The sequence below is a fragment of the Pararhizobium sp. LjRoot235 genome (genome assembly GCF_964254145.1).
Lineage (GTDB): Bacteria > Pseudomonadota > Alphaproteobacteria > Rhizobiales > Rhizobiaceae > Pararhizobium.
On the sequence record NZ_CAXUSP020000002.1, the window covers coordinates 360823 to 384610 of the forward strand.

General features: G+C 59.6%; 22 protein-coding genes and 2 pseudogenes. 12 read left to right on the forward strand and 12 right to left on the reverse strand.

Annotation, left to right across the window (positions count from 1 at the left end; genetic code table 11):
• Positions 1-30 precede the first annotated feature (30 nt).
• Positions 31-267 (forward strand): hypothetical protein, encoded by a 237-nt coding sequence (locus tag ACSQ2Z_RS22370; protein ID WP_436083436.1) that lies wholly within the window; start codon positions 31-33, stop codon positions 265-267.
• On the opposite strand, the gene ACSQ2Z_RS22375 is transcribed toward ACSQ2Z_RS22370, so the two are convergent.
• Both ACSQ2Z_RS22375 and ACSQ2Z_RS22380 read right to left on the reverse strand, forming a co-directional pair.
• Complete coding sequence (locus tag ACSQ2Z_RS22375) at positions 248-823, reverse strand: integrase core domain-containing protein (protein ID WP_436083437.1); 576 nt, start codon at positions 821-823, stop codon at positions 248-250. The two genes, ACSQ2Z_RS22370 and ACSQ2Z_RS22375, sit on opposite strands and share 20 nt — an antisense overlap.
• Before the next feature lie 150 nt (positions 824-973).
• Positions 974-2035 (reverse strand): LacI family DNA-binding transcriptional regulator, encoded by a 1062-nt coding sequence (locus ACSQ2Z_RS22380; protein ID WP_436083438.1) that lies wholly within the window; start codon positions 2033-2035, stop codon positions 974-976.
• A gap of 235 nt (positions 2036-2270) precedes the next feature.
• Between ACSQ2Z_RS22380 and ACSQ2Z_RS22385 the strand changes: the two genes are divergently transcribed.
• The 9 genes from ACSQ2Z_RS22385 to ACSQ2Z_RS22425 all read left to right on the forward strand — a co-directional run bounded on the left by ACSQ2Z_RS22385 (position 2271) and on the right by ACSQ2Z_RS22425 (position 11458).
• Positions 2271-3248: a substrate-binding domain-containing protein gene (locus tag ACSQ2Z_RS22385; protein ID WP_436083439.1), complete on the forward strand. Its 978-nt coding sequence runs from the start codon at positions 2271-2273 to the stop codon at positions 3246-3248.
• Positions 3249-3344: 96 nt separating this feature from the next.
• Positions 3345-4859: a sugar ABC transporter ATP-binding protein gene (locus ACSQ2Z_RS22390; RefSeq protein ID WP_436083440.1), complete on the forward strand. Its 1515-nt coding sequence runs from the start codon at positions 3345-3347 to the stop codon at positions 4857-4859.
• Positions 4852-5853, forward strand: coding sequence for an ABC transporter permease (locus ACSQ2Z_RS22395; protein WP_436083441.1), 1002 nt, complete (start codon positions 4852-4854; stop codon positions 5851-5853). Before ACSQ2Z_RS22390 ends, ACSQ2Z_RS22395 begins: the two co-directional genes overlap by 8 nt.
• Complete coding sequence (locus ACSQ2Z_RS22400) at positions 5850-6845, forward strand: ABC transporter permease (RefSeq protein WP_436083442.1); 996 nt, start codon at positions 5850-5852, stop codon at positions 6843-6845. Before ACSQ2Z_RS22395 ends, ACSQ2Z_RS22400 begins: the two co-directional genes overlap by 4 nt.
• Positions 6846-6850: 5 nt before the next feature.
• Positions 6851-7699 (forward strand): sugar phosphate isomerase/epimerase family protein, encoded by an 849-nt coding sequence (locus tag ACSQ2Z_RS22405; protein ID WP_436083443.1) that lies wholly within the window; start codon positions 6851-6853, stop codon positions 7697-7699.
• 62 nt (positions 7700-7761) lie between these two features.
• Positions 7762-9249: an FGGY-family carbohydrate kinase gene (locus ACSQ2Z_RS22410; protein ID WP_436083444.1), complete on the forward strand. Its 1488-nt coding sequence runs from the start codon at positions 7762-7764 to the stop codon at positions 9247-9249.
• Positions 9246-9950: a class II aldolase/adducin family protein gene (locus ACSQ2Z_RS22415; protein ID WP_436083445.1), complete on the forward strand. Its 705-nt coding sequence runs from the start codon at positions 9246-9248 to the stop codon at positions 9948-9950. The genes ACSQ2Z_RS22410 and ACSQ2Z_RS22415 overlap by 4 nt, the downstream gene beginning before the upstream one ends.
• Before the next feature lie 689 nt (positions 9951-10639).
• Entirely contained in the window at positions 10640-10942 is a 303-nt protein-coding gene (locus ACSQ2Z_RS22420; protein ID WP_436083446.1) for a DUF1778 domain-containing protein, read from the forward strand.
• Between the two features lie 27 nt (positions 10943-10969).
• Entirely contained in the window at positions 10970-11458 is a 489-nt protein-coding gene (locus tag ACSQ2Z_RS22425; protein WP_436083447.1) for a GNAT family N-acetyltransferase, read from the forward strand.
• A 57-nt stretch (positions 11459-11515) separates the two neighbouring features.
• On the opposite strand, the gene ACSQ2Z_RS22430 is transcribed toward ACSQ2Z_RS22425, so the two are convergent.
• Positions 11516-11893, reverse strand: coding sequence for an EamA family transporter (locus tag ACSQ2Z_RS22430; protein ID WP_436083448.1), 378 nt, complete (start codon positions 11891-11893; stop codon positions 11516-11518).
• An 800-nt stretch (positions 11894-12693) separates the two neighbouring features.
• Here ACSQ2Z_RS22430 and ACSQ2Z_RS22435 point away from each other — a divergent pair.
• Positions 12694-14706 carry a HAMP domain-containing methyl-accepting chemotaxis protein gene (locus tag ACSQ2Z_RS22435; RefSeq protein WP_436083449.1) on the forward strand — a complete coding sequence of 671 codons (2013 nt, stop codon included), beginning with the start codon at positions 12694-12696 and terminating at the stop codon, positions 14704-14706.
• Between the two features lie 103 nt (positions 14707-14809).
• A pseudogene (locus tag ACSQ2Z_RS22440) lies at positions 14810-14902 on the forward strand (chemotaxis protein CheW); the annotation flags it as partial.
• A 200-nt stretch (positions 14903-15102) separates the two neighbouring features.
• Here the strand turns inward: ACSQ2Z_RS22440 and ACSQ2Z_RS22445 are convergent.
• The 9 genes and pseudogenes from ACSQ2Z_RS22445 to ACSQ2Z_RS22485 all read right to left on the reverse strand — a co-directional run bounded on the left by ACSQ2Z_RS22445 (position 15103) and on the right by ACSQ2Z_RS22485 (position 23787).
• Complete coding sequence (locus tag ACSQ2Z_RS22445; protein WP_436084129.1) at positions 15103-15189, reverse strand: Tn3 family transposase; 87 nt, start codon at positions 15187-15189, stop codon at positions 15103-15105.
• 302 nt (positions 15190-15491) lie between these two features.
• Positions 15492-15923, reverse strand: a pseudogene (locus ACSQ2Z_RS22450) (IS110 family transposase); the annotation flags it as partial.
• A gap of 131 nt (positions 15924-16054) precedes the next feature.
• Positions 16055-18076, reverse strand: a complete 2022-nt coding sequence (locus tag ACSQ2Z_RS22455) for a type IV secretory system conjugative DNA transfer family protein (protein ID WP_436083450.1) — start codon at positions 18074-18076, stop codon at positions 16055-16057.
• On the reverse strand, positions 18073-19101 hold the full coding sequence (gene virB11, locus ACSQ2Z_RS22460) for a P-type DNA transfer ATPase VirB11 (protein WP_436083451.1): 1029 nt from the start codon (positions 19099-19101) through the stop codon (positions 18073-18075). Before virB11 ends, ACSQ2Z_RS22455 begins: the two co-directional genes overlap by 4 nt.
• A complete protein-coding gene (gene virB10, locus ACSQ2Z_RS22465) occupies positions 19067-20317 on the reverse strand; it encodes a type IV secretion system protein VirB10 (RefSeq protein ID WP_436083452.1) in 1251 nt (416 codons plus the stop codon). The genes virB11 and virB10 overlap by 35 nt, the downstream gene beginning before the upstream one ends.
• Positions 20317-21126, reverse strand: coding sequence for a TrbG/VirB9 family P-type conjugative transfer protein (locus tag ACSQ2Z_RS22470; RefSeq protein WP_436084130.1), 810 nt, complete (start codon positions 21124-21126; stop codon positions 20317-20319). Before ACSQ2Z_RS22470 ends, virB10 begins: the two co-directional genes overlap by 1 nt.
• Positions 21126-21818: a virB8 family protein gene (locus ACSQ2Z_RS22475; RefSeq protein WP_436083453.1), complete on the reverse strand. Its 693-nt coding sequence runs from the start codon at positions 21816-21818 to the stop codon at positions 21126-21128. The genes ACSQ2Z_RS22470 and ACSQ2Z_RS22475 overlap by 1 nt, the downstream gene beginning before the upstream one ends.
• A 36-nt stretch (positions 21819-21854) precedes the next feature.
• Positions 21855-22880 (reverse strand): type IV secretion system protein, encoded by a 1026-nt coding sequence (locus tag ACSQ2Z_RS22480; protein ID WP_436083454.1) that lies wholly within the window; start codon positions 22878-22880, stop codon positions 21855-21857.
• 205 nt (positions 22881-23085) lie between these two features.
• A complete protein-coding gene (locus ACSQ2Z_RS22485; protein WP_436083455.1) occupies positions 23086-23787 on the reverse strand; it encodes a type IV secretion system protein in 702 nt (233 codons plus the stop codon).
• Position 23788: the final 1 nt, after the last annotated feature.

A 23788-nucleotide genomic window follows, 5' to 3' on the forward strand; every position in this document is an offset into this window, starting at 1 on the left:
GTTGGTCACACTGAACAGGAGGATGCAGCCATGGGCAGATGCGACCAGTGCGGCAACGACTATGACAAGGCTTTCCGGGTGGACCTGGGGGATGTAACCTACACTTTCGATAGTTTCGAATGCGCGATCCAGAAACTCGCTCCGGCATGCCCGCATTGCGGCGTCCGGATCATCGGACATGGAGTCGAGCAGGGCGACATCATTTACTGCTGTGCGCATTGCGCCGAACAGGAGGGAGCCGACGCTCTTACCGATCGCGCGCCTTGAGGCCGTCTGCGCGCCCTGGCCGAGGCCGTTGGGAACGCTTCCCCCTGAGGGAGGTGTCAATCGGCGCCCAAAATTCACCCCTTATTGGAGTGCGCCCCTGAGGGTGGACAATGATCAGGCCCGCGGTTTTGCCAGTCTGCCGGATGTGATGATCCTCGAACTGCTGCGGGCTCAGATAGCCGAGCGCTGAATGAAGTCTGCGTGTGTCGTAAACCTCCTCTATAAAGTGGGGAAGGTGTTCGGTCACCTCTTCGAATGTTTCATAGGCCATCGGGTAGACCGCTTCGACCTTCAGCGTCTTCGTGAAGCTTTCGGCCTTGGCATTGTCATAGAGGTTCCCCCCTGCGGCCCATTGAGCCGACGAGATCACCGCCAGCCAGTGCATCCCGGTATACCTGAGCTGCGTATTGGAAGCCGCGATCGCCTTGTAGTTCGTCGGCGGCAGCGATTCGTGGCAGCGCTGCTGCAGAGGCCGGACGTCTCCCGCTGGCGCGCGGGCGAGGCGGGCAGGGCCAAGCTTGCTGTCACAGTGACCGACACGCTTCCTCGGCAGCAATATACTGGCCGCCGCTTGTAGAGATAGGCGAAGCACACTCCGTGCGTTTGCCCTTCGGCCATGAATCGGCGTCCAGTCTCAATCGCGGGGATGCCGTTTCGCTCGGTTTCGATCCGGCCAGCGCGCATGCCTTTTTGGCGTAGTTGATGCCTAGGCATCGACGTCCCGGATCGAATCAAGCGGCCCGTTCAGCGCCGTTCGCGGATGGACCAGTTCGGGCCGTATCAGGTGAATTTTAACAGCGGGACGGCTTTCCTCGATGAGTTCGAATGCCTTGGCGAGCATGCTTTCGCTATCCTGCCGGATCATGATGACGGGGAAGGGCAGGAAGGATCCGAAGGGATCATAGTCGAAGCAGCCGACGACGATGTCGGCGAAGGTCTCGTGGGGGTGTTGCGCCATGAAGCGGAGCAGGCCCTCGAAGTTGATCGACGAGTTGATGAACATCCCGCGCGGCAGTTTCCCTTCGCGCTCGTAGAAAGCTTCGAAGGCCCTTTGCGTCATGTTCGGCGAGTAGCCTGTCGGCTGGATACAACTATCCGTATCGCCGCCGAGCAACGCTGTCTTGACGTCGCGGAAACCTCTGATGCGTTCCCGGCTCGCATGGTCGTTGCGCCCGCCGAACAGGAAAAGCTCTTCCGGTTTCAGGGGATGGGCGGCGCTGAAACGCTGGGTGATCGCCTCGGTCAGCATCCGGGCGCCTTCGTAGTTGTCGCTGATAACGGATGGGGCCTTAGTCCCAGGGAGATCGATATTGATATGGCGGATGCCGGCCGCCTCACAAAGAACATGGACGCTATCCGGATCGGTTGCGCCGGCGATGAAAAGCTCGTCAATGGAATAGGAAATCAAGGTTTCAACGGTCGACAGTTCTTCCTGGGGATCGCGGCAAGCACTGACGACGATCGGACATTTGCCATGACTGCGCACCTGCGCTTCGAAGGTCTGCGCCATCGACGAGAAGTAGCGGTTGTCATGCACCGGCAGAAGCAGACCGACGAGTCCGGAGCGGGATTTGCGTAAGCCCCGGGCCTGCAGGTTGGCGGTGTATTGATGCTGTTCGGCCAGATTCTGAATGAGTTCGGCCGTGCTTTCCTTGATCCGCCGCTTGCGCCAGGTCCCGTTGAGCACCGCGCTGACGGTCGAAGCAGAGCAGCCGGACAGGATTGAAAGATCGTAGATCGTAGCCTTCTTCTTGCCCTGCTGCTTCATGAAATCCTCCAGCTCCTTAGTGCCAATTTCCTCTTGACGAAAGTTTAAATCCAAAACATATTAATTGCACCATCGATTGTGCAAAAAATATCGATTGTGCACTCGAGGCCCGCTTGAGGAGGCGGTGAATTGGAGGATGAGATTTCCGCGTCGACTTGAACTGGACTGAGAGGGACCGCCAGTGGGCGGCCCGGGAGTGTTTCCCTGTGCGGAAACGTTTAGAGGAGGAAGAAACATGAAAAAGTTTATGATCGCAGTGCTTGCTGCATCATTGTCGCTTGGCGTTTCGTTTGCGGCGATGGCCGCCGACAAGGTTGGCGTCGTCGTCAAGATCGGCGGCATTCCGTGGTTCAATGCCATGGAAGCGGGGATCAAGGAGCAAGGGGCCAAGCTCGGGCTCGACGCCTTTATGATCGGCCCGACCAGCGCCGATCCGGCGCTGCAAGTGCGCGCCATCGAGGATCTGATCGCCCAGGGCGTCAAGGTTATCGGCGTCGTTCCGAACGATGCCAAGGTGCTCGAACCCGTCCTGGCCAAGGCCAAGGAAGCCGGCATCTTCGTCATCACGCATGAATCGCCAGGTCAGAAGGGCGCCGACTGGAATTTCGAACTGGCCTCGTCGACCGGTTTCGGCGAAGCGCATGCCAAGCTTCTGGCGGAGAAAATGGGGGGCAAGGGTGAATATGCCGTGTTCGTCGGCTCGCTCACCGTTCCCCTCCACAATGCCTGGGCGGATGCGGCGATCGCCTACATCAAGTCCAATTATCCCGACATGAAGCTGGTCGGCGAACGATATGGCGTGGCCGAAGACGTCGACAAGAGCCGTTCGACCGCCCTCGATCTGATCTCCGCTCATCCGGACCTCAAAGGCTTCCTGGCGTTCGGCAGTCAAGGACCGATCGGGGCCGGCCGCGCTGTCGAAGAGCGCCGCAAGACCGGCGAAATTTTCGTCCTCGGGCCTTTCTCGCCCGGTCAGGGCCAAAAACTGATCAAGTCGGACGCGATTTCCGGCGGCTTTATGTGGAATCCGAAACAGGCCGGCGAAGTCTTCGTCACCATGGCCGATCGCCTGATCAAGGGCGAGAGCGTCAAGGAGGGAGACGACATTCCCGGTCTCGGCGTGATCAAGCCGGTCGGCAACGACATCATCGTAGATCAGTTGCTGCCGATCAACAAGGACACCGTGGACGAGCTTGCAGGCATGGGTCTGTAACCTTCCCGAACGTGTTCTCCCGGGCTGCTGGGCTGGCTTCGGCCGGCTCGGCGGTGCCCCGGAATTTTCACAGGATAGCATTTACAGGTTAGTGCGATGAGTGGACGTGCGAGCGTGGGGAGCGGCCAAAAGCCCCTTTTGTCTCTGCGCAACATCAATATGACCTTCGGCGGCGTCAGGGCGTTGAAGAATGTCAGCTTCGATGTGCTGCCGGGCGAAGTGCATTGCCTGGCGGGAGAAAACGGCTCGGGCAAGAGCACGCTGATCAAGATCATCACCGGTGTCTATCGGCCACAGGATGGCGCGGTCATCGAATACGACGGACAGACCTATTCGCATATGTCGCCGGTCACGGCCCAAGCCGCGGGTATCCAGGTCATCTGGCAGGATCTTGCCTTGTTTCCGGAAATGACGGTTGCCGAAAACATTGCTTTCCAGACCGTTCTTGGCCGCTGGCCGCGCTTTGTCGACTACAACAGTATGCGCGAGACCGCGGAAAAGGCGCTTGCGCGGCTCGGCGTCACGCTCGATGTCGATCGACCGCTGAAGGACTATCCGATCGCCCAGCGCCAGATCGTGGCAATCGCGCGGGCGCTTATCGGGGAAGCCAAGCTCGTTTTCATGGACGAGCCGACCGCCTCGCTGACGCAATCGGAAACCGATCATCTGCTTGACATTGTACGCACGCTCTCGGCGTCCGGCGTGGCCGTGGTGTTCGTCAGCCACAGACTGGCCGAGGTGCTGGAGATTTCGAGCCGCCTGACGGTGCTTCGGGACGGCGCGCTCGTCGGCGTCTATCCGACCACCGGCATGACCCAGTCGCGCATTACCGAACTCATGACCGGCAAGACCTTCGACCAAATTATCCGCGCCCGCGACGTTAGAGATAATCCGGTGGTGCTGGAGGTCGAGGGTCTCTGCCGCCCCGGCCAGTTCGAGGATATCTCCTTTACCGTGCGGCGCGGCGAGACACTGGGCATTACCGGCCTGCTCGGCGCCGGGCGCACCGAACTTGCGCTGTCCCTGTTCGGCATGCTGAAACCGAAAGCCGGCACGATCCGGCTCGAAGGCAAGTCAATTCATTTCTCATCCAACCGCGACGCCATTGCTGCCGGCGTCGCCTATCTTTCCGAGGATCGGCTGTCGCTCGGTCTCATCCAGCCGCAGTCGATCGCCGACAATCTGGCGATTGCCTCGCTCGACCGGATCACCTCTGGCGGGTTGTTGTCCGATGGCAGCAAGCGGAATCTCGTTGCGCAATGGATCACCGATCTCGGCGTCAAGATCGGCAAGCAGGGCGATGCCATTTCGACGCTGTCAGGCGGCAACCAGCAGCGTGTCGCCATCGCCAAATGGCTGGCGACGGATCCGAAATTGCTCATTCTCGATGCCCCGACCGTCGGCGTCGATGTCGGCGCGCGTGCCGGCATTTTCGATATCGTCGCGAAACTGGCCGACAGCGGCCTTGCGATTATCCTGATCTCCGATGAGGTGCCGGAAGTCTATTTCAATGCCGATCGCGTGCTGCACATGGCCAAGGGCCGTATCGCCAATTGGTTCTTCCCGCGCGACTGCGCGCTCCAGGATATCGAGGCTGCCGTCTATGCGTAAGGTTGTTCAATCCCACGCAACCGAATTTGCGCTGCTCGCGGTGATCGCGGTCATCAGCCTGTTCCTGTCGATAGCTACCGACCGCTTTTTTTCACTCGGCAACGCGTTCGATCTGCTGAATACCAGCTCCGTCAACATCATTTTCGCCGTCGGCCTGCTGGTCGTGCTGATCGCCGGCGGCATCGATATCTCCTTCGCCGTCGCGGCGTCCGTCGTTCAATACGTCACCGCAATCCTGCTCGGATGGATGGGCGGTGGCGGATGGGTGAGCGGCTTGCTGATCGCCGGCTCGCTGGGTATTCTACTAGGCGCGATCAATGCCTTCCTGATCCACAAGTTCCGGATTATCTCGATCGTTGCGACCATCGCCACCTTCAACATCTATTTCGGCCTGTTGATGTTCTTCACCCGTGGGGTGTCGATTTACAATTTGCCGGACTGGCTCACCTCGCGCGTCGTCCTGTTCGAACATGAGATGGCGAATGGCAGCTGGATTGAAATCACCCTGCCGGTGCTGGTCATGCTCATCTGCGTCGTCGCGACTTGGGTGTTCATCACCCGAACGACCACGGGAAGGCAGCTCTATGCCTTTGGCGACAATCCGGAAGGGGCACGGCGGTTCGGCATCAATATCGGCGCGATGCAATTCATCGCTTTCGGCTGGCTCGGCCTGATGGCGGGTATCGGCGGTCTGATCCAGGCACATTATGCGCAGGAAGTCGTTCCGAATGCGCTTTACGGCCGCGAACTCGATGTGCTCGCCGCCGTCGTGCTTGGCGGTGCCCGTCTTGGCGGCGGCAAGGGGTCGGTGCTCGGCTGCGTACTCGGGGTGTTGCTGATCTCGATCACCCAGAACGGCCTTAACCTCGCGGGCGTCTCGCCCTTCGCCTTCAAGATGATTGTCGGCGCCATTATCCTTGTTGCGATTACTCTATCGAACACCAGCATCGAGAAGTTGCTGCCGTTCATGCGCCAGGACGGAGGCCGCAAATGACCGCAATCGTCAATCGCACCAGGACTTTCCTCGGACCGGAAATGGCCGGGCCGGGATTTGCCCTGTTCGCCGTGCTGATCTTCTTCAGCCTGGTGTCGCCGCAGTTCTTGAGCCGTGCCACCTTCGGTTCCGTTGCCTTCCAGCTGCCGGAACTGGGCCTGCTGACGCTCGCCATGCTGCTGCCGGTACTGACCGGCGGCCTTAACCTTGCCATCACCTTCACAGCCAATATTGCCGGCCTGACAGCAGCCTGGGTACTTCAGCAGAATGGCGGCGCGGATGCGGGACCCTTCGCCTTCCTTCTCGGCTGCACTCTGGGTATCGGCGTCGGGGCGCTCAGCGGCGTGGTGATGGGGCTGGTGATTGCCTATACCCGCGCCCATCCGATCCTCGTGTCGCTGTCGATGATGATCTTTTTGCGTGGGCTCGGCGAGTTTTTGACGCGCGGCGGCGATGTCTCGGGCTTTCCGGCCTTCCTCCGGCCGCTCGGCCACGGCAGCATCCTCGGTTTTCCGGTACCGCTGCTGGTCTTCATCGGCTGTGTGCTGATCTGGCATCTGCTTTTGGTGCGGATGAAGCTCGGGTTCAACACCTACATGATCGGCTCGAACATCGAGGCGGCACGATATTCGGGCGTCAATACCCGCAAGGTTCTGGTGCTGGTCTATACGTTGTCGGGCGCGATGTGTGCGGTCGCCGGCATCATCATGCTTGCCCGGTTCAACTCGGTGCGTGTCGGCCACGGTGAATCCTACCTGCTCATCACCGTGCTTGCCTGCTTCCTCGGCGGCGTCAATCCGTTCGGCGGCTTTGGCCGGGTCATTCCGGTCTTCGTCGCGCTCGTCGTCCTGCAGCTTCTGGCGTCCGGTCTCAATCTCATGGGCGCCAACCAGCATCTGGCGACGGCAGTCTGGGGCATCCTGCTCATTGCCGTGATGATCCTGCGCTTTGCGGCCGGGCATCTCAAATTTCTCAAACGAAAAAAAGGATAAGGCACATGGAAGGTTTTGGTGTTCATACCAGCATGTGGACCATGAATTGGGACCGCGCGGGAGCGGAAAAGGCGATTGCCGCTGCGGTCAAATACGAGATGGATTTCATCGAGATAGCACTTCTGGACGCGCCGGCTGTCGATGCGGACCATAGCCGCAAGCTTCTCGAGAAACACAAGCTGCGCTCGGTCTGTTCCCTTGGACTGCCCGAGCATGCATGGGCCTCGGTGCATCCGGAAAAAGCCGTCGAACATCTGAAGGTCGCCATCGACAAGACTGCGGATATGGGGGCGGAAGCGCTCTCCGGCGTGATCTTCGGCGGTATTGGCGAGCGCACCGGCGTTCCGCCAACCGAAAAAGAATATGACAATATCGCCCGCGCCCTGCAAGCGGCGGCAAAACATGCAAAGACACGCGGCATCCAGCTGGGTGTCGAGGCGGTCAATCGCTACGAGAACCATCTGATCAACACCGCTCGCCAGGCTGTGGACATGATCGAGCGCGTCGGCGCCGACAATGTCTTCGTGCATCTCGACACCTATCACATGAACATCGAGGAGAAGGGCGCTGCCAACGGCATTCTCGATGCGCGGGAATATCTGAAATACATCCATCTTTCCGAAAGCGACAGGGGTACGCCGGGCTACGGTAATGTGCCCTGGGACGAGATCTACGCGACGCTCGCAGCAATCGGCTTCAAGGGCGGGTTGGCGATGGAGAGCTTCATCAACATGCCGCCCCAGGTGGCTTACGGCTTGGCCGTCTGGCGCCCGGTGGCAAAGAACGAGGAGGAAGTCATGGGCAACGGCCTGCCGTTCCTGCGCAACAAGGCGCGACAATACGGGTTGATCTGAGCGTCAACTTTTCCCGCTTCGGCGGGAACAGCTGCACATGCAGGCAAGTTCGGGACGCGGAAATGACGGCAGGGCAGACGAACGATCGGATGGAAGGCGCGCGGCCCGCGACGGTCGCCGTCCTTGATGTTGGCAAGACCAACGTGAAGTTCAATGCCGCCACGGCGTCGGGCGCCATTCTTGAAACCCTGTCTGTTCCCAATCCGGTGTCGCAGGACGGGCCATGGAAACATCATGACCTGCAGGCCCTGAGCGGCTGGGTATTCGATACTCTCGCCTATCTCGCGAGGCGCCATCCGCTATCAACCTTCGTTTCGTCCGGCCACGGCTCCGGCGGCGTACTGGTTGGTTCGGACCCCGACGATGATGACGGAACGGCTCTGCCGATGATCGACTACGAACAGGCCTTGCCGGACGAGATCCGCGAACGATACACGCCACTGGCCGGATCGTTCTTTGATCGCGGCAGCGCCATGATGCACGGGGCCACCCATCAGGCCCGGCAGATGTTCTGGATGCAGCAAACAGAGCCACGGGCTTTCGCTCGTGCGCATTGGTTTCTTGGCGTTCCGCAATACTGGGCTTGGCGGCTGTCGGGCGTCGCCGTCTCGGAGGCAACCGTTCTCGGCGCCCAGTCGCATCTCTGGAACGTCCCGGAAAAACACTGGTCGCCAATTGTCCGCTCGCAAGGCTGGGAAAATCTGTTGCCGCCTTTCGCCAAGGCGTGGGAAGCGGTCGGCACCATCCGTCCGTCCCTTGTCAAAAGATATGGCCTGCCGGGGGAGATGAAGGTGCTGGCCGGCATTCACGACAGCAGCGCTAATTTCTACCGTTACCAGGCGGCCGGATTCGATAATGCAACCGTCGTGTCCACCGGCACCTGGATTGTTGCGTTGAGTGGTAAAACGCCGCTCAACCGGCTGGACGAACATCGGGGAATGACCTGCAACAGCGATGTCCATGGCAGGCCGGTCGGTGGCGCGTTGACGATGGGCGGACGGGAATTCACGCATATCGCCGGCCGTGACGACGACCGCCCCAACGCCGATGCAGCGCTTATCAGGCAGATGATTGCGCAGGGCACCATGGCCCTGCCGTCCTTTGGCGACGACGACGGCCTTTTCCCCGGCAGTGCCGGCAAGGGGCATATTACGGGGCCTCAGCCGGTCGATGCAGCCGAGCGAAAAGCTTTGGCGGTGCTCTATACCGCGCTGTTGACGATCGAATGTCTCGACGCTTTGGGCGGCAGCGGTCGGGTTATCCTCGATGGCAGCTTTTTGCGCGATCCACTCTATGCGGCGCTCGTCGCTGCACTGCGCCCGCAGGACGATCCGGTCTCCAACCTCGATACGTACGGCGTCGCATCCGGCGCAGCGCTTCTTGCACGTCATGGAACCCGTGCGGCGCGCGCGGCGATCGCTCTCGAAAAGCCGCCGATTTTTCAACATCCGCCGGCCGAACTGCCAGCCTATGTCCGCCGCTGGCAGGCCATGGCAAGGCAATCGGCAGAGGCGAATTTTAATGCACTTCGTAAAAGGTCCATCCAATGAGCGACAAACACACCGATACAGCGGCGCTGCGCCGGGACATGGTCGATACCTGCCGGCGGATGAATTCGAGCGGCATCAACCAGGGAACGGCCGGAAACCTGTCCGTGCGGGCCGGCACCGGTTTTCTCATAACGCCGTCGTCCTTGCCTTATGAGACCATGACGCCGGCCGATCTGGTGGAGATGGATTTCGACGGCACCTATGCTGGCCGCCGGCCGTCGTCGGAATGGCGCTTCCATCGCGACATCCTGAAGAACCGCCCCGACGTTGATGTCGTGCTGCATTGTCATTCGATCTATGCGACGACGCTTGCCTGTCACCACAAGACCATTCCGAGCTTCCATTACATGATCGGCATCGCCGGCGGCACGACGATCCGCTGCGCCGAATACGCAACCTTTGGAACACAGGCGCTATCCGATCATGCGCTGGTGGCGCTAAAGGACCGGCTCGCCTGCCTGCTTGGCCAGCACGGTCAGATCTCGCTCGGCAAGACGCTCGAATCGGCGCTGTGGCTGGCGATCGAGGTCGAGACCCTGTCGCGCATGTATGTGCAGGCCCTGACCCTCGGCGAGCCGCCGGTGCTGCCCGACGATGAAATGGCGCGGGTGATCGAGCAGATGCGCAAGATGAGCTACGGCCAAGCGCCGGACGCGGAAGGGATCAGCGATGTGGCCCGGCCGCGGGCAACCGCGTCTTGAAACGAAAGACCGCGAGTGCCGGCGCCTGCTGGCATGATCGGCCGGCACGGCCTGATGTCTTTTCGAGGTTCTCGCCGTTTTCGTCCATAGACGAACGGGATGCTGAGATGGCCGAACCGTATGGACAGGTGCACTTCGGCCGTATCCTCGTTCATTGGCAATCTGAAGCAGGCAGACGCCCGCCGGAAGCTGGCTTTTGGATGGATCGCCCTACCGCCAGACATACCAGCGCCGCACTTCGGCTGCGATTTAGAAGTAACGAGAGCGTCGGCAATCGAGAGAGTCAAGATGGCCAGGCGAGCCAACGGAGGAACAGCGATTCTTTACGGTCGGAGTTGTGCAACCCTATGCGCTTGACATTGGGCTTGGCCCGGTGCTCTGGCAGGGAAGCGCGTGTCCCCGGTTTGCGGCCTATTTTCTATACACATCCGCTTAGAGGCGACCTCAGAAGGAAGTAAGTGATTCCAGCCAGTTGTGATTCCCTCGGATTTGCGAAGATTCGATGGAGATCATCATGGCCTGGACTGAAACCACCCGGAAGATTTATGCCCGTAAGACGTTCGGCTACGCAAGCGAGGTCCTTAATGGGGTGCCGGGACCGACAGGACTGAAGAGCGATGGTAGTCATCTCGGCGGACGCCCTTGCAAAGTCCGGCCATTGGCCGTACATTACGGCGAGGAGAATGATGATGACTACACCTGCTTTGAACACCCCTCGTGGTCGAGTCCGTAGTGAGCGTTTGGAAACGCGCGTTACAGCAGACCAGAAGAACCTTATAGAACACGCGGCGGCGCTCCAGGGCCGGACAGTGACGGATTTCGTGCTGACCAGCGTGCAGGAAGCTGCTCGCCGGGCCATCGAGGAGCATCAGCGCCTCGACCTGTCCCTCCGCGACAGCCAGGCATTCGTGGATGCCCTTATGAACCCGCAGCCGGTCAACGACCGCTTGCGCGATACGGTACAGCGGTATCGTCGGGCCACGGGCGTCTGACGGGTGGGGGAGCATGCTGAGGATTCCTTGCGGGTTGAGGTGCTCGGTCTGCAGCACGACCGAGCATCGTTCGATAGCGGCGTAGAGCCGCTCGATCGATATTTCCGCACTCAAGCGGGGCAGGATGCCCGCAAGAACATGGCGGCGCCGTTCGTGCTGGTGCTGCCCGATAGCGCTATCGCTGGCTACTACACGCTGTCCTCGACGGCCGTGAATGTAGGTGAATGGCCTGCCCAGACCGTCCGCAAGCTCCCGCGCTACCCGTTCATTCCGGCGACGCTCTTGGGGCGGTTGGCCGTCGACCGACGTCATCAGGGAAACGGCTATGGCCGTTTTCTTCTGGCCGACGCACTATTTCGGGCGGTCAGCAGCGAGATCGCCTCCTTCGCGGTCATAGTCGACGCCAAGGACGAGAATGCACGTCGCTTTTATGAGCGAGAGAGTTTTTTACCGTTCCCCGAGCAGCCCTTGAAGCTGTTCCGGCCGATGGCGGACATAGCTGAACTATTCAAGTAACGGGGTTGGGGGGCAATTTGGACAATCCGGGAGAGGCCGAAAAGCCAAAGCAGACATTCATTCGCGGAAGCGACGCCGATAATCGCGAGTACGATTGAAGCCGCCGAGCGCTTCGACGCCGACGATCAGGCATGTTCCGATCGACCCCGCCGCAATGCCGAACAGCTTGCTGCTCGTGACAGCTTTATGGCGCGTGATCAGCGCCGTCAGCATGAAGGCGAAGATTGGTGAGGTGGAATTTAGAATAGTAGTAAGACCGGCATCGGTCGTCTGTTCGGCCCACGCGATGAGCGTGAAAGGCACGCGATTTGTTGCCATAGGTTGTTGGAAAAAATATACTCCCCTGATTTCACAACAAAGATAACGCTTGATGATGCCGTCGCATCCTTCGGGGCGGCTGCCGGCGATGCTGGAACGGTTTTGCATCGAAGCCATGGCGGGCCAGCAACTTCAATCGATGGAAATCGCGTTGGCCAGCATTCGCTTCCCCACCAAGCGGGCAAAGGACCGCCGCATTATCAACGGGATCAGATAGGACTGGAGATGAAGCCCAGGCGGCTGCGCGGCATGTAGTGTCCGCCGATTTTCTTTGACCACTGTTGCAACGCAATGGTGAGCGGCAGCGACGAGTTGCCCTCGGTCTGTCATCTACGATTGTTGAAACCTGCAAAATGACTGGTCTGGTCTCAACCCGGGAAGCTATCTCGTCGACATTATCGACCGCATCGCAGAACATCCCACAAAAAGATCGACGAATTGCCCTGGAATTGGACGCCACGGTCACAACGCCGCTTAAATCAAATGTGGACATTTCACCCGTCCTCCGCCCCAGCGGGCGGTCATCACGCCACGCTTACTTGGAGCCGGGGCCATGGCCTGTTCTTCAATTTGGCCGAAATCACATAAGCTGCGGACCGAGTGGCCCTACATTCCGCAGTCCTGAGAAAATTAATATTTTTCAGTTTTCTTTGCTCGTCATGGCCAATGGGTACAAAACAGAAACCGGTCAGCTCTTCGCACTCGGTAACGCATTGGTAATTTTTTGCAGTGCACAATACGTGTAGTGATCCGCCGTCATGCAGCCATAAGTCGTGACGGGCCGCCCGCGGCGATGACTCCGGGGGCCAATGGACACGACCGCTGCCGAGCGAATGACTCGATCGGGATCATTTCTGAGAGTTCTTCAAACAGGAGGCATGACGACTTCCTGTTCTTCGTTTGCACAGGAGTGTCGGATGAAACGCGTATCCCTTTCCTTGAACGCCTCACTCACAGGAGCCTTTGCCCTGCTGCTGCTGCTATTGGTCGGCCAGGGCCTTTTCGCGCTTTCGTCGATAGACGGCGTTTACGGCGAGGTTCAGATTTTGGCGACCAAATGGGTGCCGAGCGTCGACATCGCCAACAAGATCAACATAACGATGGCGGATCTCAGAGGATCGCAGACACGCCTGCTCCTCGCGTCCGATGCGGCTGCCGTAGAGAAGACGGAGCATGCGATTGGCGAGGACACAACCGCGCTTCGCGAGCGAATCTCGACCTATGGAACCCAGATTTCCGCGCCGGAGGAGCGAACGGCGTACGAGGCGTTCAAGGAAAAGGTGGACGTATACCTGAAGCTCAATGAACGTGTCGTTGCACTCTTCAAAGCTGGGCAACGCGAAGAGGCTGGCAAGCTCGTGTTGGGGAATGTACGCAATGCTTATCTTGAGATGGAGGACCTTATCCAGAACCTCGTTCGGATAAGCACCGCCGGAACTGAAAAGAGCCTCGATGACAGTTCCGCCGACTACGCGACCGCCCGCATCGCGGCCTTCGCGTTGCTCGGCATCGCCTGCGTGGTGGGCCTCGGCGCGATGGTCTTTGCCGGCGCCGGCATCTCGCGGCCGATCAACCGGACCACCGACGTCATGCGCACGCTCGCCGACGGCGATCTGTCGGTTGAAATCCCCTTCACCGACCGGACGAACGAAATAGGCGAGATGGCCCGCGCCGTCGAGGTGTTCAAGCAGAATGGCATCAAGGTGCGCGAGATGAACGCGCAGGAGGCGGCGCTGCAGGCCAAGAGCGCCGACCTGCAGTCGGACATCGGTCAGGTGGTGTCGGCGGCGGTCGCCGGCGACTTCACGAAGCGCATCAGCAAGGACTATGACAACGCCGACCTCAACCGGTTTGCGACAAGCGTCAACGAACTGGTGTCCTCGGTCGATCGCGGCATTGCCGAGACCCGGCGGGTGGTGTCGGCGCTGGCCGAGGGCGATCTGACGGAGACGATGCGCGGCGAGTTCCAGGGCGCCTTTGGCGAGCTCCAGGGCAACGTCAATACGACGATGGCCAACCTCAAGTCGGTGCTCGGCGAGGTCCGCGCCGCCATCGACATGATCAACGGCGGCGCCGGCGAGATGCGCACCGCCTCCGGCGACCTGTCGAAGCGCACCGAACAGCAGGCGGCGTCGCTGGAGGAGACTTCCTCGGCGCTGGAGGAGATCACCGTCGCGGTCAAGAGCTCGACCGAACGGGCGACGGAGGCCAGTCACATGGTCGACGAGGCGCGCCGCTCGACCGAGCAGTCCAGTGCCGTCGTCAAAGACGCGGTCTCGGCGATGGGACGGATCGAGCAGGCCTCCGGCGAAATCGGCCAGATCATCAACGTCATCGACGAGATCGCCTTCCAGACCAACCTTTTGGCGCTGAATGCCGGCGTCGAGGCCGCCCGTGCCGGTGATGCCGGCAAGGGCTTTGCCGTCGTCGCCCAGGAGGTGCGTGAGCTTGCCCAGCGTTCGGCCGGTGCCGCCAAGGACATCAAGGCGCTGATCTCGCGCTCGAGCGGCGAGGTTCAATCCGGCGTCAAGCTGGTGACGGCGACCGGCGAGGCGCTCAGCCTGATCCAGGGCCACGTGGTCAAGATCAACGAACATGTGCATTCGATCGCCACCGCGGCCAAGGAACAGTCGACCGGTCTGTCGGAAGTCAGCACCGCCGTCAACCACATGGACCAGGTGACGCAGCAGAACGCGGCGATGGTCGAGGAATCGACCGCAGCGACCAACCGGTTGGCCGAGGAAGCCGCCAACCTCGCCCGGCTGATCGCCCGCTTCAAGCTTGATGGCGCCACGTCGGAGCGCCGTGCCATCGGCCACGACAGCAGGCCGGTTGCCTCGCCCGCCCGCGCGCTTGGCCAGAAACTGGCCGGTGCCTTTGGCGGCGGCAATGCGGCGCTGGCGACCAAGGCTGATTGGGAGGAGTTCTGATGAACGGCGCGACGTTGGAAATCATTGCCTCCATCTCGGCGATCAGCTTTCTGCATCAAGACAACATCAATCTGCGAAATCCGCGGACGGGTAGCGTCGTCGCCTGGTTGTCGATCAGGTCTCGGATATCCTCTCGATCCGAGGCGATCAGATTCAGCCAGTGCCCGATCTCGGAATCGCCTTCGATCCCAGCTTCTAGTAGGGGGCTCCGTGGGCATTTCTGCAATAACACTCGCTAAAGGGGATTGAAGCGGTTGGCGCGGATTGGCCTGAAGCGTTCGATGGGTCGGTCAATTTCACTCCGGAGGTAATGGCCGGTCCGCGCGATATGTGCCCATGGCAGCGGTGCGCCTGGGAAAGCACTTCGTCGGGGATGACGATGCCATGGCTGCGGATTTAATCGACAGCGCGGCTGAGATAGACGGTGTTCCACAGGATGACGGCGTTGACGACGAGGTTGAGACCGGAAGCCCGGTAGGCCATGGTTTCGGCGACACGGTTGCGCAGGGCGAGGCCCTCGGTTCCCCCATCATAGCAAGGGATCTCGCGCCCTAGCGCGCCTAGACCGGCGAGATCTCGCCGGCAGCACGAAGGATCTCACCGGAACCGGCGGAAACCCCTCAGGGGTTCCGTGGAGCTGCGGCAAGGCCGCGGCGGAAAGAGCCTGGTCACCACGGACGGGCCCTTTGGCGCGGAACTTGCCTGCCTTGTGCAGGAACCAGCCATTTTCCCGTCACGCCGCGTTACTTATTGTTTTTTTAGTGTTCCATTGGGTTCAATTGATGTCGCAGACTACGCACGGCAGTCAAGCGCGCCCGAACCAGATCGCGCATCGCCTCATGTGCGCGATCGGGTATCCAAACTGCGCTCAGTTCCCCAGCGCGATGATGCCTTGCCAGATTGTTGGCATCCCGACGGTCTGTCTTGATGCGATCGCCCGGCTTGCGCGGGATCAAAGAGGGGGCGACAACCACGTAGTCATGACCTGCGGCAGACAGCTGCCGTTGAATGCCATAGCCGCAGGGTCCTGCTTCGTAGCAAAACTTCAGCGTCCGCCCTGGCTGCGAAAGCTTCGCCGGCATGCGCGCCAAGGCTGCTGGCGTGATTACGATCTGGCCAAACGTGCGCACGTCACCACGCTTGTCGCCATCAGCAAGTGCGACCGAAATCGTTTCTTCGTGAACATCCAATCCGACATACGTGATAGTCTCTTCCACAACCCGTCTCTCTCCTATGCATGAGGCTCTGTGCGAGGATAACTTCTGCCTTATGCGTCTCGGTTCCCTTCTTTTCGCCATGCCGAAAACAAGGCAGATCGTTGAAGCCTTGAGCGTTGTCGCCTTGGCCACTATACGAGACCTATTTCAACCGCATCGGGAACTGTCTGCTTGAGAACTTCGGCAATACTCAACCGACCACGCGCTGAAATGCTGGGCTCTTGAGCGATTTTAGCCTCAACCATTTCTCGGAGCCGTTCTGCCGTGGGTTTTAGTCGCGCCTCTATCTCAACAATCCGAGCAGCTTCCGTGCGGCCCCCCGTTGTGGCAATACCTTTCCTATAAGGATCTTTTCCAGCCTCGTCGCTCGCCGACAAACCTCGTGCGATCATCAGAGGCACATCCTCATGGTTGATGGTAGCAGCGCTTGGTGTAACGTCGGCGTCACCCGCACGCGGAGCGCCACCGTACTCGGCTTCGGTTGCCGGTACTGGAAGCGAGGGAACAAAATCCGCTTCCGGAACGACGGGCTGGTACTCGACGGATAGGCGCGCGGCCATCTTGAACGGAGCGACTGCGTGGTATCTGAGCTTGCTGCCGAATATAGGACGCTGACCTTCAACCAGCAGGATCATTCGATCCTCGGGCATCTGTCGGACTTCCTGTGGCATCATCAGGTCCCGTTCGCGAATTTGCTCGACTTTTGTCCGGCGCGGCAGGCCCATCAATTCCAGCGTACGGGATTCCGAGTTGTACCGGATGGTTTTCTTGCCAAGCGCGCGGGACGCGTACTCGGCCGTGGCCTGGTCATTGGCGCCGAGTATAAGCTGCAAACCGCAATTGCCGAGGAGGGAATGACGGGACGTCTCGCCATAAATCTCGTCGAGGTTTTTCAGGTCCTGAATGATGAAGGCCATCTTGATGTTGTAGCCAGCTACATAGGGCAGCTTGTTCATGATCTCGTCCATCTTCTTGAGCTGCCTGAATTCGTCGAGGAGGAAATAGGCGGGCACGGCGCCCGGATCAAACTCACGTGTGAGGAGATCCATGCTTTGCTGCACGAACAGGGTGAGGAGCGGCCGCAGGATGGTAATGTCGCTGATATTCGGAGCAAGGTAAATCGTCACGGGCCTGCGGCGAATTGATGCAAGATCGATGTCGGTCACGTTGGTTGCGGCGATCACCCGCTCATTGCGAAACGGCTGCATCGCCCTCTGGATATCCAGGAGCGCTGATCGCGCTGCGCGCTCATTCAGGGAGATATAGGCGTTGAAGCTGTCAGTCGTGAACCTGGAAAGATCGGGTTCCTTCTCCTTGATCAGCTTCATCAGCGTCTGCAGATCAAGGCCTGCATTGAAGATACTGTTCACCTCGCCCAGGTTGCGCCGGTTCTTGTAATGGGTGCTTTCAAGCACGTAGCTGATGACGCCGGCGATCACCTGCTGGGCGGTGCCCTGCCACACCGCGCTTTCCGAACCGATGGTTTCGGGAATGAGGATGCTCGCCATATTCTGGATATCGATCGTGCGGCTTCCGCGATCTTGCCGGACGAAGTCCAGTGGGTTCCATCGATGCGTCTTCTTCCCGCCCGGCGAGAACAGAAAGACCTGATGGCCATTCGACTTTCGATAGCCAGCCGTATGCTGGAAGATCTCGCCCTTGAGATCTGTGACGATCATGGATCCCGAAAAGGTCAGCGCGTTAGGGATGACATAGCCAACGCCCTTGCCAGAGCGCGTCGGGCCGATGACGAGATGGTGCCGATCATCCTGCCGTCGCAGAATGTTGCGGCCGAGCCGTCCCAATATATGGCCTTCCCTGCGAAACCACTTCCCGCGCCGGAGTGAGGCGACGTCCTGAAACGCAGCGTCGCCGAGCGGATTGGAGGGTCTGCGAAGACCAAAGACGGCGGCCGCGCTTGCAATCACCAGCGCCGGCAACAAAGCACCAAGGGCCGCTACCTGCAGAGACCGATTGTCGAAATAGCGCATGAGCTGTTGGAACGGCGCGAACGGATTTGCGGTCACCGTCAACTGCAGCACGCGACCATCGTTGTAGTGGAGCTGCAGGATGACAGCGTAGCTCAGCATCCATACCGCAACCGCGATGAGGCAACAGAATAGCAGGTAAGCCGCCAAAAAGGTCCTGTTCATGCGGCATGCCTGGAGAAGTAAATCTCCGAAACACCGCGGCGTCCGCCATCGCGACGAAGCTGGATGACGACCGGAATGACCATCCGGATGTAAGACATCAGATCCTGCTTGGAGTAACCGGACGACAATCCCGCTTGCTGCATCATCATCGCCAGCTGTTCGTAGGCACCGAGCGGCGTGTCGGCGTGGACGGTCGACATGCTTCCTGGGTGACCGGTATTGATCGCGCGAAGGAAGGCAAAAGCCTCCGCCCCCCTGATTTCGCCGACGAACAGCCGGTCAGGCCGCATACGCAAAGACGCCTCGAGCAATGCCTGGATGCTGACATGTGCTGTGCCTTGATCGCCTCGCGATGCCAAAAGATGGACGGCATTCTTCTGCGGCGGAAACAGTTCGCGCGTATCCTCGAGTGTCAGGATGCGCTCGAATGGGTCGATGGTCTTCAGGCAAGCGTTCAGGAACGTCGTCTTGCCAGTCGAGGTGCCGCCGCTGATCAGGATCGAGACCCTTTTGCGAATGGCAGCGTGAATAAAGTCGTAGATGCGCTCCGCGCGCAGGAGTTCGATCAGCTCACGTTCGACCTCGCTCAGACCGCCAACGGCGACCGACACCTTTTCCAGCGAGCCATTGTCGCGATACTCCTCAAGGGTGAAGTTGTTGGTGACCTGTTTGCGTATCGAGATCGCGCCGCCCTCGACTGCTGCGGGCGGGAGCACGATCTGGATGCGCTCGCCTGACGGAAGTGCAGCGCTCAGGATTGGATTGATGCGGCTGATGAACTGGTGCGTCGCGCCGGCGACGCGCTCGCCGATATTCTCGATCTCTGCCGCTGTGAGCGTTGGGATATGATGATGTTCCATCACCTCCGCGCCGAGACGCTCTATATAGACATGGCCCGGCCGATTGATCGAAATCTCAACGATCGTGGGATCGGCAAGGAATGTGCGCAGCGGATCGAGAGCCCGCTCCAGGAAATAATAAGGACTGTTCTCAGCGGCTTTGATTTTGGAAAAGGCCTCGCTCATGCTTGATCTCCTTCAAGGCTTCCTCGACCGGATCCGGATACATGGCGGAGAAATCGAGGTCCTGGCGGACATAGACGAAGATGCGCTCGCCCTGGTGAACGCTGATCGTCGGCGGGATCTTGAGGTTTTCTGCGAGCGCCTGATTGGCCATGTCAGAGAAGGTCTGGGCGATCGTCTCGCGGGCAAGTTCCGCGGCGCGATCGGAATCAGTCTCGCCGTCCCCGCGGCTACTGAATTGGCCGCTGCCATAGCCGGTCAGGTAGCTTGATCCGGCACCCACAATCGACAAGAGGATCGCCGATCCGAAACGCTCGCGCCATTTGTTGTCGACGAGCCCGGTCAGCCCGGAGCGACCAAGGCTATCGGTGCCGATGCTGTTCAGACGGACCGACACGCCATCGTCGCGAAGAAGACGGGTCCAGATGACAAAGACGCGTTTCTGACCACGGGTGACCTCGGACTGATATTCGCCGATGAGCCGTGTGCCGGTCGGGATCAGCACCCGGCGTCCATCGAAAGAATAGACATCCCGCGAGACGATGGCCCGAATCTGGCCTGGCAGATCACTGTTGATCGCGGTCTCGAGCAGACCAGGAATCAACGTTCCCTCGGGGATCATCGCATCCAGGCGCCCGATTTGCCGCGCCTTTGCCGATCGGTCGCCAATTGCCGATGCGGTCGCGAGGAACTTGCTGTTGCGATCCTCACCCGCGACGATCGGCCTGCCTTCGTCGTTGCCGGACGTGAGAGATCCTTGTCCATTGTCGGCTTTTGCAGTGTCCACCACGACCTGCTTTGACAGGAAACGCTTCGGAAACTCTTCTGCTTTCACAGGCTGGACCGGCGTTTCATCCTCAACCGCAACGACACCTGGCGGAGGCGGAACGTCAAACTCGGTCGTGTCTGCTGGTTCCTCCTTTTTCTCCTCGGGGGGAGGATCCGGCAACGTGATGACCGGATCGGGTTCTCTTTCCGGTTGCTTCTGATCGTCACGCAGAAATGAGGGCGGTCGGAAGGTCGTGGTCGTAAACTCCTCGTCGCCTTTGACACTTTCTGGCAGGCGTTTTTCGGGCGCGAAGACGACGATATAGGCGAGTGCCGCGCCGCCAAGCACAAGTGCTGCACTTCCGACGAACTGCTTTCGCCGTGCTCGGGTGTCCTCCACCGCTGTCTCGTCGCCGGCCAGCATTGCTTCGAGTTCGGGAGACCGTTGCATCAGTTTCCACTCCTGCGGCGTGTCGTCGCCTTTTCATCCGTTGCCGGTGCCATGATGTCGGGGTCGGACATGCCGAAGTTCGGTTTTTTCAGATTGAAGATGCAGGTCCATTGATCGCCATCGCGCAGCGTGTACTGGGTCGCGGTGCCGTCGATGACGAGGTAGTCGCCTTCACGCCTGAAGTTTCGGAGCGTCTCGGTAAAGTCGGCATTCACCGCGAAGATCGCCGGCACGCGTGCGCCGAATTTAAAGAAGGTCTTTTTACCGTCGTCGAAAACCATTAGCGGCTTCAGCTTGCCGTCGCCGGAAAACGAGTAGTCGATATTGACGTTGGCCTTGTCGATCCCTGAGATATTTGGATTGGCCGCGCGCGCTTCAGCCTCCCGTCGCAACGCGGCATTGAGATCCTTTTCGGGGTAGACGAAGCGGATGCCGAAGACCTTCTTGCCGTCCTCGGGCGCATAATCGTTGAGCTCAAGGTAATAGATGCGCTTGGTCGTTACGACATTCATGTTGGTCGTGACTTTTTTCGCCTTGGGTTTGACGAAGAGGATGTTGCCTCTGTCCGTCGGCACGACATCCCAGCTGTCAGTGTCGCCCAGGGCAAGCGTCTCGAATTTTTCGTCTTCGTCGAAGATGATCATTGTCGAGATGCCATAGGTGGCAAACACGCGGACAACATTGTTCGGCTGATAGACGACGCTTGTAACGCGCGGATCGAGGCGACCGGAGGCCGGGGTCTGGGCTGCGAAGGCGGAGGGAAGCGAGACGATTATCACCGTGCCAACAAGAAAACTAAGCCGTATCATCATCGGTTCCCCTCAGTGACCGTCTCCTGGTCACGGCGATAATCGTAGACCTGGAAACCGAGTGGGTTCTCGAAGCGCCACTCATTTGTGGCCGGCGTGTCGGTATAGCGATAACGGACGACAGCGATCCAGTGACGCGGAATGGACTCCGTTTCCGACTGTTCAACGGTCGCAAAGCGCACGATGCCGGTACTGGCGTTGGGAAAGGTGACCGATGCGATATCAGTCGTCACCCGTTTGATCCTGCCGTAGATCCTGGCCGGGTTCTGGACATTGGCGGCACTATACAGGTCCTGCAGCTCGCGAGCGGCATTTCCTGTCGATAGAAGTGCGGCGATACCGAAATTCTGCTCGATCGCATACGGATCATAGCCTTCGCGCGACCGGATGTAGCGGACGATATTGGCCTGGGTCACAGCCTGCTGATCGGTCAGATTGGTCGGTCGCGTCAGGCCAGTCTTGACCTCGACATAGCCGGTATTCCTGTCGACTTCGACGATATAGGGCTCGAAGCTCTTCAAGGGGACGAGCATGGCGAGTGTTGCCAGACTGACGAGGGTAATGGCGCCAAAGATGGTCGTGACGAACCAGGCGAGTGTTTTCGATCGTTTGGCTTTCTTGACGATCTCCTGTTCCCAGATATCCCCGCTTTGATAGTAAGTCCGTAGACGATTATCATTCGTATCCGCCATTGCCGCTCATGCCCTTCAGAAGATTGATCTGGCCGCTCAGGCCGGCGTGCTGTGTTGCGTTATTTTTGTTTGCATCGCAGCCTTGGTGCCGGAGTCGTCGTTGTCGTCATCACCGCGGTATCGATCGCGCAAGGAACGGCCGGCTCGGTAAGCCGCTCGGCCGGCAGAGTTGGCTCCTCGTGCAGCCGCCATGGGCGCCTTGATGCCCACCTTTTTCACCACGATGGTCCCGACGGATCCGACGCCAGCGGCAATGCCGCCAGCGATACCCTGTCCGATCGAGTGGATGTAAAACATGACGAATGCGCCAGCTGCGCAGAGAAGCAGGAACCCGGCAATGTCGGCGAGCCTCAGCGTCCTGGCGCCGCTCGCAGCATCGATCTGGGCGAGCTCGGGGTCCATGGCCGCGATCAGAAACGAGGCGACGACATAGATGAACAAGGGGATCAGCGCGTAGGTCAGGACCTGATTGAACCAGCCGACCCCGTACCCCCTCGTTTTCTCGAACAGCATGCAGGCGATGAAAATCGGCGCGGTCCCGATCAAAACCCACAGCATTACCTTCGCCAGAATGAGGATCGCAAGCGCGACGGCGATGAATATTCCGGCGCCGATCATGATCAACACGCCGATCATACTGGGAAGGACGGAAAAATAGCCGGATTGCTCTGCAAAGGCGGAAGCGGCCTGATTGGCGGTCCTCCAAATCTGCGACAGTCCGTTGGTCGGCTCGGTGATGCCGGTACCGGACGCGGCAAGGATCGCGCGACCGACGTCTTCGGGTGTGTCGTTGATCCAGTGGTAGAACAGATTGTTGAAGTTTGCCCAGGAGCTGACGAGCGCCAGAATGATCATCATCCGGACGATGCGCCCGATGATTTCGGAGACGCCGATCCGGGCGGTGCCCAGAAACAGCTGCAGACCATAATAGGCGACATAGGCCACCAGCATGATTTGCAGCAGCGGCATGATTTCCTGGGCAACGACCGTGTACGCCCTTTCCGAAAACGTCGTCCCGGAATCTTCAATACGCTGCAGCAGGGCGCCGAGAAAGTCTTCCATCGCCTATTGTTCCATTCCAATGGCGGCGAAAGCGGCGGCGGGATCGTTGACGGCGCGCATCGCCCCGCAGGCCTGCCGCGGATCCACAAACGAGCTGAGCTCAACCGGCCGCTTGCACGGAGCGGTCTTTTCCTTGACGGTTCCGCACCCCGATAGGGCTGTCATGGCAAGGATGGCGCTCAAGCAAACAAGCGGCCGCATCGGGTCAATTTCCATAGGTGAGGGCTTTTTTGCTGTTCGAAATGTCTGTCAGGCGGCGCTGGTTCTCCGCCTGCAGCGATGTCACGGCGCCGTTCATCACCCCGATCATTTCATTGAGAGTGAGGCCCGACTGCACCTGCAGCTGGGTGTTCTGGTCGATCGACCCCTTGATATCTTCGGCCTTGCCGATCTGTTGTCCAGCCGCCTCAAAGGCACTGCGCCGTGTTTGCGTTGCCTTTTGCGCCCCATTGATCAGCGCTGAAACGCCGAGCACGGTATTGACCAGTTGTTCGTAGGATTTGTCGCCGGAAAAGTCGCTGTTCTCCTTGCCGGAGAGTGATTTCACCAACCGCAGGCCGTTGATGAAGGCAGTGGCGACTTTCGAGACGTCACCACTCATGTTGCCGAAATCCGGGACGCCGCCTTTGATCAGGCTATCGACGGACGGCATGGACGAGACGCTGAAGCCCTGGCCGATCGCCAGGTTTTGCAAGGGCTCGGCAGTGCTGCCCCGATCGCCGGTGACGGCCTTCAGCGTGTCCTCGACCGTCGTCAGGATATTCTTGTTGGTGTTGAGGATCCGGTCGGTCGTCTCCGCCGTCTGTTTGGCGATCTCGTAATTTTGCCTGTCGATGACCGGCACATCGGCAAGGGCAGTGGCAAATGGCAGAAGGACAAACGCAGCGGTTATCATCGCAGGCTTCATG

What these genes read in the sequence shown, in the direction of transcription:
- ACSQ2Z_RS22370 (WP_436083436.1), top strand. Translation starts at nt 31, where the DNA reads ATGGGCAGATGCGACCAGTGCGGCAACGACTATGACAAGGCTTTCCGG.
- ACSQ2Z_RS22380 (WP_436083438.1), bottom strand. Translation starts at nt 2,035, where the DNA reads ATGAAGCAGCAGGGCAAGAAGAAGGCTACGATCTACGATCTTTCAATC.
- ACSQ2Z_RS22385 (WP_436083439.1), top strand. Translation starts at nt 2,271, where the DNA reads ATGAAAAAGTTTATGATCGCAGTGCTTGCTGCATCATTGTCGCTTGGC.
- ACSQ2Z_RS22390 (WP_436083440.1), top strand. Translation starts at nt 3,345, where the DNA reads ATGAGTGGACGTGCGAGCGTGGGGAGCGGCCAAAAGCCCCTTTTGTCT.
- ACSQ2Z_RS22395 (WP_436083441.1), top strand. Translation starts at nt 4,852, where the DNA reads ATGCGTAAGGTTGTTCAATCCCACGCAACCGAATTTGCGCTGCTCGCG.
- ACSQ2Z_RS22400 (WP_436083442.1), top strand. Translation starts at nt 5,850, where the DNA reads ATGACCGCAATCGTCAATCGCACCAGGACTTTCCTCGGACCGGAAATG.
- ACSQ2Z_RS22405 (WP_436083443.1), top strand. Translation starts at nt 6,851, where the DNA reads ATGGAAGGTTTTGGTGTTCATACCAGCATGTGGACCATGAATTGGGAC.
- ACSQ2Z_RS22410 (WP_436083444.1), top strand. Translation starts at nt 7,762, where the DNA reads ATGACGGCAGGGCAGACGAACGATCGGATGGAAGGCGCGCGGCCCGCG.
- ACSQ2Z_RS22415 (WP_436083445.1), top strand. Translation starts at nt 9,246, where the DNA reads ATGAGCGACAAACACACCGATACAGCGGCGCTGCGCCGGGACATGGTC.
- ACSQ2Z_RS22420 (WP_436083446.1), top strand. Translation starts at nt 10,640, where the DNA reads ATGACTACACCTGCTTTGAACACCCCTCGTGGTCGAGTCCGTAGTGAG.
- ACSQ2Z_RS22430 (WP_436083448.1), bottom strand. Translation starts at nt 11,893, where the DNA reads ATGGCTTCGATGCAAAACCGTTCCAGCATCGCCGGCAGCCGCCCCGAA.
- ACSQ2Z_RS22435 (WP_436083449.1), top strand. Translation starts at nt 12,694, where the DNA reads ATGAAACGCGTATCCCTTTCCTTGAACGCCTCACTCACAGGAGCCTTT.
- ACSQ2Z_RS22445 (WP_436084129.1), bottom strand. Translation starts at nt 15,189, where the DNA reads ATGGCCTACCGGGCTTCCGGTCTCAACCTCGTCGTCAACGCCGTCATC.
- ACSQ2Z_RS22455 (WP_436083450.1), bottom strand. Translation starts at nt 18,076, where the DNA reads ATGAACAGGACCTTTTTGGCGGCTTACCTGCTATTCTGTTGCCTCATC.
- virB11 (WP_436083451.1), bottom strand. Translation starts at nt 19,101, where the DNA reads ATGAGCGAGGCCTTTTCCAAAATCAAAGCCGCTGAGAACAGTCCTTAT.
- virB10 (WP_436083452.1), bottom strand. Translation starts at nt 20,317, where the DNA reads ATGCAACGGTCTCCCGAACTCGAAGCAATGCTGGCCGGCGACGAGACA.
- ACSQ2Z_RS22470 (WP_436084130.1), bottom strand. Translation starts at nt 21,126, where the DNA reads ATGATACGGCTTAGTTTTCTTGTTGGCACGGTGATAATCGTCTCGCTT.
- ACSQ2Z_RS22475 (WP_436083453.1), bottom strand. Translation starts at nt 21,818, where the DNA reads ATGGCGGATACGAATGATAATCGTCTACGGACTTACTATCAAAGCGGG.
- ACSQ2Z_RS22480 (WP_436083454.1), bottom strand. Translation starts at nt 22,880, where the DNA reads ATGGAAGACTTTCTCGGCGCCCTGCTGCAGCGTATTGAAGATTCCGGG.
- ACSQ2Z_RS22485 (WP_436083455.1), bottom strand. Translation starts at nt 23,787, where the DNA reads ATGAAGCCTGCGATGATAACCGCTGCGTTTGTCCTTCTGCCATTTGCC.